Here is a 12,876-nt window from a genome sequence, read left to right as displayed (position 1 = left end):
CTTACAGATTAATCATGTGCCATATGACGTAAAATAGCAGGCTATGCCGGTTGTTTTTGTTACATAGATTTAACGTTCTGATTTTGTTTAGGGGAACCGTTCCCAAAGCACTTGCCGCGGGGGAAACGGCGCTGTAACATTTGCAACCTGTATTTATGGATAAATTACACGTACCAGTCATGACGTCAATTATTAATCGAATCATTGAATTAGCGGGATGGATTGTCCTTGGGGTATCGGTCATTTTGCTTGGCGTTGCCAGCCATATCGATAACTACCAGCCGCCGGAGCCTGTCACCGTCGCCCAACCTAAGTAACCGGTTACCGCAATAAAGAGTGACATAATATGTCAGTTACTTATTGCCAGCCCTGGTGAACACGGTTAACCTTCTCTTCCAGGCATCGTCTGATGCCTGTACTTTCAGCAAAGAAAACTCCTAATTTAGTCGCGTTATCTGAGTGGGCTGTTTACGTCTTTATTAATCCGTTTATTATTCGGACGAATTACCTTAACTGGTATTACTCACTTTTATATGGAAACTTATTAATATGACAGTTCAGGACTATTTATTAAAATTTCGCAAGATCAATTCGCTTGAGAGCCTGGAAAAACTGTTTGACCATCTGAACTACACGTTGTCGGATAATCAGGAAATCATCAATATGTATCGCGCCGCTGACCACCGCCGTGCGGAGCTGGTCTCCGGTGGCCGTTTGTTCAACGTCGGTGAAGTGCCTAAGTCTGTATGGCGCTACGTTTTATAAGAAAGTAGCCATCCGCGCGAAATGTTATATACTCTCCGCCCTGCAAACTGGCTGTACAACATTTCGCGCAGATTATGGGAGAGTTCATGACCGCAACGCCTGGAGAACGAATTGGAGGCTGGTTAATCGCCCCACTGGCATGGCTGCTGGTTGCCTTATTAAGCGCATCACTTGCGCTGCTGCTTTATACCACCGCACTGATTACACCTCATGCAATCCAGACCCTGATGTCGCAAAGTGTGCTTAATATTACGATGTGGTTTGTGTCGTTCGTTTTTGCAATCGGGATGTGGTACTACACGCTATGGCTGACCATTGCCTTCTTTAAGCGCCGTAAGGGTGTCCCTAAACACTACATTATCTGGCTGCTGATTTCGGTCCTGCTGGCGGTGAAAGCCTTTGCTTTTTCGCCAGTTTCTGATGCCTTGGCCGTTCGCCAGCTGCTTTTTCCGTTACTGGCTGCGGCGCTGCTGGTGCCCTATTTCAAGCGTTCGACGCGGGTGAAGAACACCTTTGTGAACCCGTAATAACCTTACAGATAACCTGTTGTCGCCTGCGGTGGTTTGTCCGATAATAGGCGGCTTTTTTATTTCAGGCTAAATAATGACCGATTACTTACTGCTCTTTGTCGGCACTGTGCTGGTTAACAACTTCGTCCTGGTGAAGTTCCTTGGCCTGTGTCCATTTATGGGGGTTTCCAAAAAGCTGGAAACTGCAATGGGCATGGGGCTGGCCACCACCTTCGTGATGACGATGGCGTCTATCTGCGCGTGGTTGATTGATAACTGGATCCTCATCCCGCTGGATTTAATCTATCTGCGTACGCTGTCCTTTATTCTGGTCATCGCGGTGGTAGTGCAATTCACAGAAATGGTGGTGCGTAAAACCAGCCCGGCTCTCTATCGCCTGCTGGGTATCTTCCTGCCGCTGATTACCACCAACTGTGCAGTACTTGGCGTGGCGCTGCTGAACATCAACCTTGGGCATAATTTCATGCAATCGGCGCTGTACGGTTTTTCTGCCGCCGTCGGTTTCTCTCTGGTGATGGTGCTGTTCGCCTCGATTCGCGAGCGTCTGGCAGCAGCGGATATCCCTGCGCCATTCCGCGGTAACGCGATCGCCCTGGTGACAGCAGGTTTAATGTCTCTGGCCTTTATGGGCTTTAGTGGTCTGGTGAAGTTGTAATGAGTACTGTCTGGATAGCCATCGCCTCTATCAGCGTGCTGGGGTTGGTGTTTGGCCTTATTCTGGGTTACGCCTCCCGCCGTTTCGCGGTAGAGGACGATCCTGTTGTAGAAAAAATCGATGAGCTTCTGCCGCAAAGCCAGTGCGGGCAGTGTGGCTATCCTGGCTGCCGCCCCTATGCCGAAGCGGTAGGCGTGCAGGGTGAAAAAATTAACCGCTGCGCACCCGGCGGTGAAGCGGTAATGCTGAAAATAGCCGCCCTGCTTAACGTTGACCCGCAACCTGTTGACGGCGATGAAGATGTGCAGGAGCCGGTTCGCGCCCTCGCCGTGATTGACGAAGCGAACTGCATCGGCTGCACAAAATGCATTCAGGCATGCCCTGTCGACGCCATCGTTGGCGCAACGCGCGCCATGCACACCGTCGTGGCGGATCTGTGCACCGGCTGTAACCTCTGCGTGGCACCCTGCCCGACGCAATGTATCGCGTTGCGCCCGGTTGAACCGACTACCGAAAGCTGGAAGTGGGATCTTCAAACCATTCCGGTTCGCATCATTCCTGTGGAACAACATGCTTAAGTTATTTTCTGCTTTCAGAAAAGAGAAGATTTGGGACTTTGACGGTGGTATCCATCCACCTGAAATGAAAACCCAGTCCAACGGCACGCCGCTGCGCCAAATTCCGCTGGCGTCCCGTTACGTCATGCCGCTGAAACAGCATATCGGTGCTGAGGGTGAACTGTGCGTGAAAGAAGGCGATACCGTCCTTCGCGGCCAGCCGTTAACATTCGGTCGCGGACGTATGCTGCCGGTCCACGCTCCGACGTCCGGTACAGTGGTGGCGATCGCCCCCCATACCGTTGCACACCCCTCTGCGCTCTCCGAGCTGAGCGTCATTATTGAAGCCGACGGAGAAGACCGCTGGATAGAACGTGACGGCTGGAGCGACTACCGCAACCGGAGCCGCGAAGCGCTTATCGAGCGTATTCATCAATTCGGCGTTGCCGGCCTGGGCGGCGCAGGGTTCCCTACCGGCGTCAAACTGCACGGCGGCGGCGATAAAATTCAGACTCTGATCATCAATGCAGCAGAATGTGAACCCTACATCACCGCCGACGATCGTCTGATGCAGGACTGCGCCGCGCAGGTCGTGGAAGGGATCCGCATTCTTGCCCATATTCTGCAGCCGCGCGAAGTGCTGATTGGCATTGAAGATAACAAGCCACAGGCTATTTCGATGCTGCGTGCCGTCCTCAACGGCAGCCACGATATCGGCCTGCGCGTTATCCCAACCAAGTACCCCTCTGGCGGTGCCAAACAGCTGACGCAAATTCTGACCGGCAAGCAGGTTCCGCATGGCGGACGCTCTTCGGACATCGGGGTGCTGATGCAAAACGTCGGGACAGCCTACGCCGTGAAACGTGCGGTGGTGGACGGTGAACCGCTGACCGAGCGCGTGGTTACGCTGACCGGTGAATCTGTCGCACGTCCGGGCAACGTCTGGGCGCGTCTGGGTACGCCGGTTCGTCATCTGCTGGAACAGGCTGATTTTTGCCCGGGCAGCGACCAGATGGTGATCATGGGTGGCCCGCTGATGGGCTTTACCCTGCCGTGGCTCGATGTCCCGGTAGTAAAAATCACAAACTGCCTGCTTGCCCCCTCCCCGACCGAAATGGGTGAAGAGCAGGAGGAGAAAGGCTGTATCCGCTGCAGCGCCTGTGCCGATGCCTGTCCGGCGGATTTACTTCCGCAACAATTGTACTGGTACAGCAAAGGTCAGCTGCACGATAAAGCGCAGGCCCATAACCTGGCCGACTGCATCGAATGCGGTGCCTGCGCCTGGGTCTGCCCAAGTAACATTCCTCTGGTGCAGTACTTCCGCCAGGAGAAGGCCGAGATTTATGCCATCTCCATGGAAGAGAAACGCGCAGCCGAAGCGAAAGCGCGTTTTGAAGCGCGTCAGGCGCGCCTGGAGCGTGAAAAACTGGCCCGTCAGGCGCGTCACAAACAGGCAGCAGTTCAGCCCGGCGAAAAAGACCAGGATGCGATTAATGCCGCACTGGCACGCGTGCGGGAGAAAAAAGCGACGGCAGCCCAGACCGTGGTGATCCCGGCCGGTGAAAAACCGGATAACAGCGAAGCGATTGCCGCCCGCGAAGCGCGTAAAGCGGCTGCGCGCGCCCGTCAGGCAGAAAAAGCACAGTCAGCCTCCTCTGACGCTGAGATCGATCCGCGTAAAGCCGCCGTTGAAGCCGCCATTGCCCGCGCCAAAGCCCGTAAGGCCGGCGAGCAAAACGTGGTAGTTGAACAAGAAGCGGAGGCCGTAGATCCCCGTAAAGCGGCTGTTGAAGCGGCGATCGCTCGCGCCAAAGCGCGTAAGGCCGGCGAGCAAAACGTGGTGGTTGAGCAAGAAGTGGAGGCCGTAGATCCCCGTAAAGCGGCTGTTGAAGCGGCGATCGCGCGCGCTAAAGCGCGCAAAGCAGCGGCGCAGACTGAAACCGCTACGCCTGAAGCCCCCGTCGACCCGCGTAAAGCGGCTGTCGAAGCCGCCATTGCCCGTGCCAAAGCGCGTAAAGCGGCGGCGCAGCCTGAAGCCGCTGAACCTGAAGCACCTGTCGACCCGCGTAAGGCGGCTGTTGAAGCCGCCATTGCCCGCGCCAAGGCCCGCAAAGCAGCACAGCAGGAAGAACAGCAGCCGGCCGCAAACGACGACCCACGTAAAGCCGCAGTCGCCGCCGCCATTGCGCGCGTTCAGGCGAAGAAAGCCGCACAGCAAGCAGTTAACGAGGATTAAATGGTTTTCAGAATCGCAAGTTCCCCTTACACCCATAATCAGCGCCAGACATCACGCATCATGATGCTGGTGTGCCTGGCGGCGCTGCCGGGCATTGCCGTTCAGTGCTGGTTTTTCGGCTGGGGAACGCTGTTCCAGATAGTGCTGGGTTGTGCCAGCGCCTTAGGGGCAGAAGCCCTGGTGCTTAAACTGCGTAAGCTGGCGGTTTCCCGCATCCTTGCCGATAACTCAGCACTGCTGACTGGCCTGTTGCTGGCAATCAGTATTCCACCGTTTGCTCCGTGGTGGATGGTGGTGCTCGGTACGGTGTTTGCAGTCATTATTGCCAAACAACTTTATGGTGGGCTGGGCCATAACCCGTTCAACCCGGCGATGATTGGCTACGTCGTACTGCTCATCTCCTTCCCGGTTCAGATGACCAGCTGGTTGCCGCCGCATGACATTGCCGCGACGGTACCCGGCTTTATGGATGCCCTGCACGTTATCTTTACCGGCCATACCGCGCTCGGTGCGGATATGAACGCGCTGCGTATGGGCGTGGATGGCATCAGCCAGGCCACACCACTCGATACGTTTAAAACCTCCCTGCATGCCGGGCACTCCGTCGATCAGATTATGAAATCTGCCATCTTCAGCGGCATGCTGGCGGGCGCGGGCTGGCAGTGGGTGAACCTTGCTTATTTGCTGGGCGGGCTCTTCCTGCTGCAGCAGAAAGCGATCCGCTGGCATATTCCGGTCAGCTTCCTCGTGACGCTGGCGGTCTGCGCCACACTGGGATGGGTGTTCTCGCCAGAATCGCTCGCCAGCCCACAGATGCATCTGCTCTCGGGGGCAACCATGCTGGGTGCGTTCTTTATCCTGACCGATCCGGTAACGGCATCTACCACGAACCGTGGCCGCCTGATCTTCGGTGCACTGGCCGGCTTGCTGGTGTGGCTCATCCGCAGCTTTGGCGGTTACCCGGACGGTGTGGCATTCGCGGTTCTGCTTGCGAACATCACCGTTCCGCTCATCGACTACTACACGCGTCCGCGCGTGTACGGCCACCGTTAAGGGTTTCGCGATGCTGAAAACAATGCAAAAACATGGCGTCACGCTGGCCATTTTCGCCGCGGTCCTCACCGGACTGACGGCCCTGGTGAACAACCTGACCAAATCGACCATCGACGAACAGGCGGTGAAGCAGCAAAAAGCCCTGTTCGATCAGGTGATCCCCCCTGATTTCTACGATAATGACCTGCAGAAAAGTTGCTTCGTGGTCCAGGCACCTCAGTTAGGCAAAGGCCCGCACCGCGTCTTTATTGCCCGTAAGGGGGATAACGCGGTAGGCGCGGTAATGGAAGCGACGGCGCCCGATGGCTACTCCGGGGCGATTCAACTGCTGGTCGGCAGCGATTTCTCCGGTACCGTGTTGGGTACGCGCGTGACGGAACATCATGAGACGCCAGGCCTGGGGGATAAAATTGAAACCCGTCTGAGCGACTGGATTTTGCATTTTGCCGGAAAAGTGATCCACGGCGAAGCGGATCCTGCATTTGCTGTGAAAAAGGATGGCGGCGAGTTTGACCAGTTCACGGGGGCAACCATTACCCCACGGGCCGTGGTCAATGCCGTAAAACGAGCCGGGCTGTATGCGGAAACGCTGCCCGCGCAGATGAACAATCTTCCGGCCTGTGAGGAGTAATCATGAGCCAGGTTAAAGAGGTTATCGTCCAGGGATTGTGGAAGAACAACTCCGCGCTGGTACAGCTGCTGGGGATGTGTCCGCTGCTGGCAGTGACATCCACCGCCACCAACGCGCTGGGTCTGGGGCTGGCAACCACGCTGGTTCTCACCCTGACCAATCTGTCCATCTCTGCCCTGCGCCGCTGGACGCCATCGGAAATCCGTATTCCGATTTACGTCATGATCATCGCGTCGGTGGTGAGTATCGTCCAGATGCTGATTAACGCTTATGCGTTCGGTCTGTATCAGTCGCTCGGGATCTTTATTCCCCTCATCGTAACCAACTGTATTGTGGTCGGGCGCGCGGAAGCTTTTGCCGTAAAAAACAGCCCGGCGATGTCGGCTCTGGATGGTTTCTCTATTGGTATGGGGGCAACCGGTGCCATGTTCGTGCTCGGCTCAATGCGTGAGATCCTGGGTAACGGAACGCTGTTTGATGGCGCAGATGCGCTGCTCGGCGGCTGGGCTAAAGCGCTGCGCATCGAAGTCTTCCACACCGATACGCCGTTCCTGCTGGCCATGCTGCCGCCAGGCGCGTTTATTGGCCTCGGCATGATGCTGGCGATAAAATACCTGATTGATGAAAAACGTAAGCGCCGCGTGGCTGAGCGCAGCGTACAGGAAGGAATACCCGAGAAGGCCTCATGAATAAAGAAAAGCGCATTGCGATCCTGACCCGTCTGCGGGATGAGAACCCACATCCGACGACGGAGCTGAATTTTAACTCCCCGTTCGAGCTGTTGATCGCCGTGCTGCTCTCTGCGCAGGCTACCGACGTGAGCGTTAATAAGGCGACCGCCCTGCTTTATCCGGTCGCCAACACGCCAAAGGCGATGCTGGAACTGGGCGTGGACGGGGTGAAGTCCTATATCAAAACCATCGGTCTGTTTAACAGCAAGGCTGAGAACGTGATCAAAACCTGCCGGATCCTGCTGGAACAGCACGGGGGTGAAGTGCCGGAAGATCGCGCCGCGCTGGAAGCATTACCCGGCGTGGGACGCAAGACTGCGAATGTGGTACTTAACACCGCGTTTGGCTGGCCGACTATCGCCGTTGATACCCATATTTTCCGCGTCTCTAACCGCACGAACTTCGCACCGGGCAAGAATGTCGAGCAGGTTGAAGAGAAACTGCTAAAAGTGGTTCCCGCCGAATTTAAGGTGGATTGCCATCACTGGCTCATTCTCCATGGCCGTTATACCTGTATTGCCCGTAAGCCTCGCTGTGGCTCCTGTATTATCGAAGATCTCTGCGAGTACAAAGAGAAAGTGTATCCCTGATATCTTCCGCTTTTCGTTTTCTGACGCAACGCCAATTCCTTACCAAGAGAGGGTCTACCAGTAGACCTTCTTTTGACCATAATTTATCCGCCTTCATTACCGCTTCCCTTATCACTTGTTCGAGCCTTTAACGCTCAAACAGGTTAATACTTTTTTCATAGCCAAAAATTTCTATACATATGTGATCAAGATCACCCTGATAACTTCGTGTTGAATTTTTGTTGTTAAAAGCGGCGTAAACCCTTTGCCAGACAAGATCAAACTCATCACGAGCAACACATAAGACCAGCTATTTTTCAGAATATGGGCTATATCACTGCAATAAACCTCAAATAGCAGAACATATCGCCATTGAGGGCAAATTATGGGTGAATGCCAGTCAAAAAAACTCCCTTTACAGATCGTATGAAATTTAACGCTGAATAACATTTGTATGAACCGCCGATTATAGCGGCCCAGTTATATGTAACAGATTATTACAAACGTATTGCCAGACGGTGCAGGATAGTGAACATTACCCGCCGTTTCTCCTCCCAATATAACTATAAGGCGGATGGACTACGGCCATCACGCGATGAACACCCCCGTTAATATGGGATGTAAAAAAAGAGGTATATGTGTCGACTGCAAACAATAAACCAACAGATGAAAGCGTAAGTCTTAACGCTTTTAAACAACCTAAAGCGTTCTATCTCATCTTCTCTATCGAGTTATGGGAGCGTTTTGGTTATTACGGCCTGCAAGGGATCATGGCGGTTTACCTGGTAAAACAGCTGGGTATGTCCGAAGCAGATTCCATTACGCTGTTCTCCTCTTTCAGTGCCCTGGTGTACGGTCTGGTCGCTATCGGCGGCTGGCTGGGTGATAAAGTCCTCGGGACTAAACGTGTCATTATGCTGGGTGCGATTGTCCTGGCCGTTGGCTATGCGCTGGTTGCATGGTCTGGTCACGATGCCGCTGTGGTGTATATGGGTATGGCGACTATCGCCGTCGGTAACGGTCTGTTCAAAGCGAACCCGTCTTCCCTGCTCTCTACCTGTTACAACAAAGATGACCCGCGTCTGGACGGTGCATTCACCATGTACTACATGTCCGTGAACATCGGTTCCTTCTTCTCCATGCTGGCAACCCCGTGGCTGGCCGCTAAATTCGGCTGGAGCGTTGCGTTCTCCCTGTCCGTTGTCGGTATGCTGATCACCGTGGTTAACTTTGCCTTCTGCAAACGCTGGGTAAAAGACTACGGCTCCAAACCAGACTTCGAACCGGTTCACATTGGCAAACTGCTGGCGACCATTGTCGGCGTGGTGATCCTCGCGGCAATCGCAACCTGGCTGCTGCATAACCAGGGCATCGCGCGTGCGGTTCTGGGTGTGGTTGCGCTGGGTATCGTGATCATCTTCGCGAAAGAAGCCTTCGCCATGCAGGGTGCCGCTCGTCGTAAGATGATTGTGGCCTTCATCCTGATGCTGGAAGCGATTATCTTCTTCGTTCTGTACAGCCAGATGCCAACGTCTCTGAACTTCTTCGCTATCCGTAACGTTGAACACTCAATCCTGGGTATCGCGTTCGAGCCGGAGCAGTATCAGGCCCTGAACCCGTTCTGGATCATGATTGGTAGCCCGATTCTGGCTGCTATCTATAACAAAATGGGCGACCGTCTGCCGATGCCGCACAAATTTGCTATCGGTATGCTGCTGTGTTCTGGCGCATTCCTGGTACTGCCGCTGGGTACGAAATTTGCGACTGACGCCGGTATCGTCTCCGTTAACTGGCTGATCCTGAGCTATGCGCTGCAGTCTATCGGTGAACTGATGATCTCCGGTCTGGGCCTGGCGATGGTTGCACAACTGGTTCCTCAGCGTCTGATGGGCTTCATCATGGGTAGCTGGTTCCTGACCACTGCGGGTGCCGCCATCATCGCAGGTAAAATTGCAAACCTGATGGCCGTGCCGGATAACGTGACTGACCCACTGGTCTCTCTGAACGTCTACGGTACCGTGTTCATGCAGATTGGTATTGCTACTGCGGTTATCGCGGTTCTGATGATGCTGACTGCGCCGAAGCTGAATCGCATGACTCAGGACGACGACAAGACGGCGAAAGCGACCGAAACCGCTACCGCATAATGTCACTGAGAAACGACTGAACAGAAGCCGCTAATGTATTAGCGGCTTTTTTTTTACCCGTTCGCGCACTAACATAGCTGAAACCTCAGCAAAAAGGAGTTACCGATGAAACTGTTCTACAAACCGGGCGCGTGCTCTCTTGCTTCCCACATTACCCTGCGCGAGAGCGGCAAAGATTTCACGCTGGATGGCGTTGACCTGATGAAAAAACGCCTGGAAAACGGCGATGATTTTTTTGCTATTAACCCGAAGGGACAAGTTCCGGCTCTGCTGCTGGATGACGGTACCCTGCTGACCGAAGGCGTGGCGATTATGCAGTTCCTCGCCGATAGTGTGCCCGACAGGCAATTGCTGGCACCGGTAAGCACGGTTTCTCGCTACAAAACGCTGGAGTGGATGAACTACATTGCGACCGAGCTGCACAAAGGCTTTACGCCGCTGTTCCGTCCGGAGACGCCGGAAGAGTACAAACCGACCGTACGTGCTCAACTGGAGAAAAAACTGCAGTACGTTAACGCATCGCTGAAAGACGATCAGTGGATTGGGGGCGCGCGTTTTACGATTGCCGATGCCTATCTGTTCACCGTGCTGCGCTGGGCGCGGGCCATTAAGCTCAACATGGACGGGCTGGACCACATTGCATCGTACATGGATCGCGTAGCCGCGCGTCCTGCGGTGGCTGCAGCGCTTAAAGCAGAAGGGTTGAACTGACCGGCGCACTGTATTGCCGGGTGGCGCTGTCGCTACCCGGCTGACAGGAACGTGAACCGTTATAACCGGGTCGCGCTGAAGTAATGCTCCGGTTTCGCGATACGATCCTGTGCCGCGACCACCTGCAGTTCATACTCCTGCATCTCTTTTGTCGCCTTCATGATTTCGTACACCGCAGCAGTCACATGCTCAAGTGCATCCCGCAGCGTGGCCCCCTGAAGTAATTTCACCAGCAGCAAGCCGCTTGTCACATCACCGACACCCACCGGCTGACGCATGCCGAAGTCCACCAGCGGACGGCTGATATGCCAGGCTTCGTCTTTCGTCACCAGCAGCATCTCAAAACGGTCCCTGCTCAGCCCTGCGCGCGCGAGATGTTTCACCAGGACAATCTCCGGCCCCTGGGCTATTAGCTCGCGAGAGGCGCTTACCGCCTCTTCTACGCTATTCACCGGATGCTCGCAGAGAATTTCCAGCTCAATGAGGTTCGGCGCAATAATATCGCTGGCCGGCAGCGCGTGACGCACATGGAATTCAGCCACGCCGGGGGCCACGATACAGCCTTTCTCCGGATGCCCCATAACAGGATCACAAAAGTATTTCGCCGCCGGGTTTGCCGCTTTCACCTGGCGGACAATGCCCAGGATATGCTCTCCCTGCTCTGCCGAACCGAGATATCCGCTCAGTATCGCATCACAGCGTTTTAGCTGATCGATATTGGCAATGCCCTGCACAATGTCGGTGAGGTGCGAGGGCGGCATCACGCAGCCGGTCCATTGACCGTATTGTGTATGGTTTGAGAACTGCACGGTATTGAGGGGCCAGACGTTGGCACCGAGGCGGCGCATCGGAAATTCCGCGGCGCTGTTGCCAGCATGCCCAAAGACAACGTGGGACTGAATGGCGAGGATGTTCTTCATTTTTACTTACCAAACCCTGAAAAAACAAAAGGGGCGTGGTTTCCCACGCCCCTGGATACTTTTAATTATTTCCAGCAGACCAGACAGTAGTTTTTCTTACCGCGACGCAGAAGCGTGTAGCGGCCATACAGACGATCGCTGTCAGCGAAGGTGTATTCCGGGTCGGCCTGTTTTTCACCGTTAATGGTGATAGCGTTCGAGGCGATGGTTTTACGCGCCTGACCGCGGGATGGCTGCAGCTCGGAGTCCACCAGCGCCTGCATCAGGTCGGCACCTTTTTCCATCTCAACCATCGGCACGCCATCCTGCGCCAGCTGTTCGAAGTCCGCTTCGCTCAGATCGCTCAGCGTCCCGTTGAACAGGCTTGCAGTAATGCGTTTTGCCGCGGCCAGACCTTCTTCACCGTGAACCAGTTTGGTCACTTCATCAGCCAGTACGTACTGAGCGCGTGGCGCTTTACCGCTGGTTTTGTCTTCTTCTTCCAGAGCATTGATCGTCTCAATGTCCATAAAGGTGAAGAACTTCAGGAAGCGATAAACATCGGCATCCGCCGTGTTAATCCAGAACTGGTAGAATTTGTACGGGCTGGTTTTCTTCGGATCAAGCCATACCGCGCCGCCTTCGGTTTTACCAAATTTGGTGCCGTCGGCTTTGGTGATCAGTGGAACGGTCAGACCGAAGACCTGGTTCTGGTGCAGACGACGCGTCAGATCGATACCCGACGTGATGTTGCCCCACTGGTCAGAGCCGCCAATCTGCAGGCAGACGCCGTGCAGTTTATTCAGGCAGGCAAAGTCATAACCCTGCAGCAGGTTGTAGGAGAACTCGGTAAAGGAGATGCCCTGGTCGTCACGGTTCAGACGCTGCTTCACCGCTTCTTTGTTAATCATCTGGTTAACAGAGAAGTGTTTGCCAATGTCGCGCAGGAAGGTCAGCACGTTCATGCCGCCAAACCAGTCATAGTTGTTGGCCGCAATCGCAGAGTTGTCACCGCAGTTAAAGTCGAGGAAAGGCGCAACCTGTTTGCGGATCTTATCCACCCACTCCTGCACGGTGTCTTCGGTGTTCAGTTTACGCTCGGCAGCTTTAAAGCTTGGGTCGCCAATCAGACCGGTCGCGCCGCCAACCAGTGCGACAGGCTTGTGGCCCGCCATCTGGAAGCGTTTCAGGCATAACAATGGAACAAGATGCCCCAAATGCAAGCTGTCAGCGGTAGGATCGAAGCCGCAATAGAGCGCGATCGGGCCTTGCGCCAGTCGCTCTGCTAACGCTTCCTCGTCCGTCACCTGAGCCACAAGGCCCCGCTCTTGCAATTGTTTAATCAAGTTACTGCTTGCCATCAAATTCTCCATGTATAAACGACTGCACCTT

General features: G+C 54.7%; 14 protein-coding genes. 12 read left to right on the top strand and 2 right to left on the bottom strand.

Features of this window, described 5'->3' with window-relative positions:
• The first annotated feature begins 191 nt into the window (after positions 1-191).
• From blr to gstA, 12 genes are all read left to right on the top strand, one after another.
• Entirely contained in the window at positions 192-317 is a 126-nt protein-coding gene (blr, locus tag L462_RS0123390) for a division septum protein Blr (protein WP_168112406.1), read from the top strand.
• A 232-nt stretch (positions 318-549) separates the two neighbouring features.
• Positions 550-765: a transcription modulator YdgT gene (ydgT, locus tag L462_RS17620; RefSeq protein ID WP_006174966.1), complete on the top strand. Its 216-nt coding sequence runs from the start codon at positions 550-552 to the stop codon at positions 763-765.
• Positions 766-851: 86 nt separating this feature from the next.
• Positions 852-1,292 carry a DUF2569 domain-containing protein gene (locus L462_RS17625; protein WP_025204344.1) on the top strand — a complete coding sequence of 147 codons (441 nt, stop codon included), beginning with the start codon at positions 852-854 and terminating at the stop codon, positions 1,290-1,292.
• Positions 1,293-1,368: 76 nt separating this feature from the next.
• On the top strand, positions 1,369-1,950 hold the full coding sequence (gene rsxA / locus L462_RS17630; RefSeq protein ID WP_014169803.1) for an electron transport complex subunit RsxA: 582 nt from the start codon (positions 1,369-1,371) through the stop codon (positions 1,948-1,950).
• Complete coding sequence (gene rsxB / locus L462_RS17635; protein WP_032678028.1) at positions 1,950-2,528, top strand: electron transport complex subunit RsxB; 579 nt, start codon at positions 1,950-1,952, stop codon at positions 2,526-2,528. Before rsxA ends, rsxB begins: the two co-directional genes overlap by 1 nt.
• Positions 2,521-4,743, top strand: a complete 2,223-nt coding sequence (gene rsxC / locus L462_RS17640) for an electron transport complex subunit RsxC (RefSeq protein ID WP_032678026.1) — start codon at positions 2,521-2,523, stop codon at positions 4,741-4,743. The genes rsxB and rsxC overlap by 8 nt, the downstream gene beginning before the upstream one ends.
• Positions 4,744-5,796 carry an electron transport complex subunit RsxD gene (gene rsxD / locus L462_RS17645; RefSeq protein ID WP_014169800.1) on the top strand — a complete coding sequence of 351 codons (1,053 nt, stop codon included), beginning with the start codon at positions 4,744-4,746 and terminating at the stop codon, positions 5,794-5,796.
• A gap of 10 nt (positions 5,797-5,806) precedes the next feature.
• Positions 5,807-6,427 (top strand): electron transport complex subunit RsxG, encoded by a 621-nt coding sequence (rsxG, locus tag L462_RS17650; RefSeq protein ID WP_020884325.1) that lies wholly within the window; start codon positions 5,807-5,809, stop codon positions 6,425-6,427.
• A 2-nt stretch (positions 6,428-6,429) separates the two neighbouring features.
• On the top strand, positions 6,430-7,116 hold the full coding sequence (locus tag L462_RS17655) for an electron transport complex subunit E (protein ID WP_014169798.1): 687 nt from the start codon (positions 6,430-6,432) through the stop codon (positions 7,114-7,116).
• Positions 7,113-7,748 (top strand): endonuclease III, encoded by a 636-nt coding sequence (gene nth, locus L462_RS17660; RefSeq protein WP_014169797.1) that lies wholly within the window; start codon positions 7,113-7,115, stop codon positions 7,746-7,748. The genes L462_RS17655 and nth overlap by 4 nt, the downstream gene beginning before the upstream one ends.
• Before the next feature lie 617 nt (positions 7,749-8,365).
• Entirely contained in the window at positions 8,366-9,874 is a 1,509-nt protein-coding gene (gene dtpA / locus L462_RS17665; protein ID WP_014169796.1) for a dipeptide/tripeptide permease DtpA, read from the top strand.
• A 105-nt stretch (positions 9,875-9,979) separates the two neighbouring features.
• Positions 9,980-10,585 (top strand): glutathione transferase GstA, encoded by a 606-nt coding sequence (gstA, locus tag L462_RS17670; protein WP_014169795.1) that lies wholly within the window; start codon positions 9,980-9,982, stop codon positions 10,583-10,585.
• 59 nt (positions 10,586-10,644) lie between these two features.
• On the opposite strand, the gene pdxY is transcribed toward gstA, so the two are convergent.
• Positions 10,645-11,505 carry a pyridoxal kinase PdxY gene (gene pdxY / locus L462_RS17675; RefSeq protein WP_014169794.1) on the bottom strand — a complete coding sequence of 287 codons (861 nt, stop codon included), beginning with the start codon at positions 11,503-11,505 and terminating at the stop codon, positions 10,645-10,647.
• Positions 11,506-11,570: 65 nt separating this feature from the next.
• Complete coding sequence (gene tyrS, locus L462_RS17680; protein ID WP_032678025.1) at positions 11,571-12,845, bottom strand: tyrosine--tRNA ligase; 1,275 nt, start codon at positions 12,843-12,845, stop codon at positions 11,571-11,573.
• Positions 12,846-12,876 lie beyond the last annotated feature (31 nt).

It is taken from the genome of Enterobacter sp. BIDMC 26 (genome assembly GCF_000534435.1).
GTDB classification, from domain to species: Bacteria; Pseudomonadota; Gammaproteobacteria; order Enterobacterales; family Enterobacteriaceae; genus Enterobacter; species Enterobacter ludwigii.
Note: the sequence above shows the minus strand (reverse complement) of the source record. Positions and strands in the feature narration are given on the sequence as shown.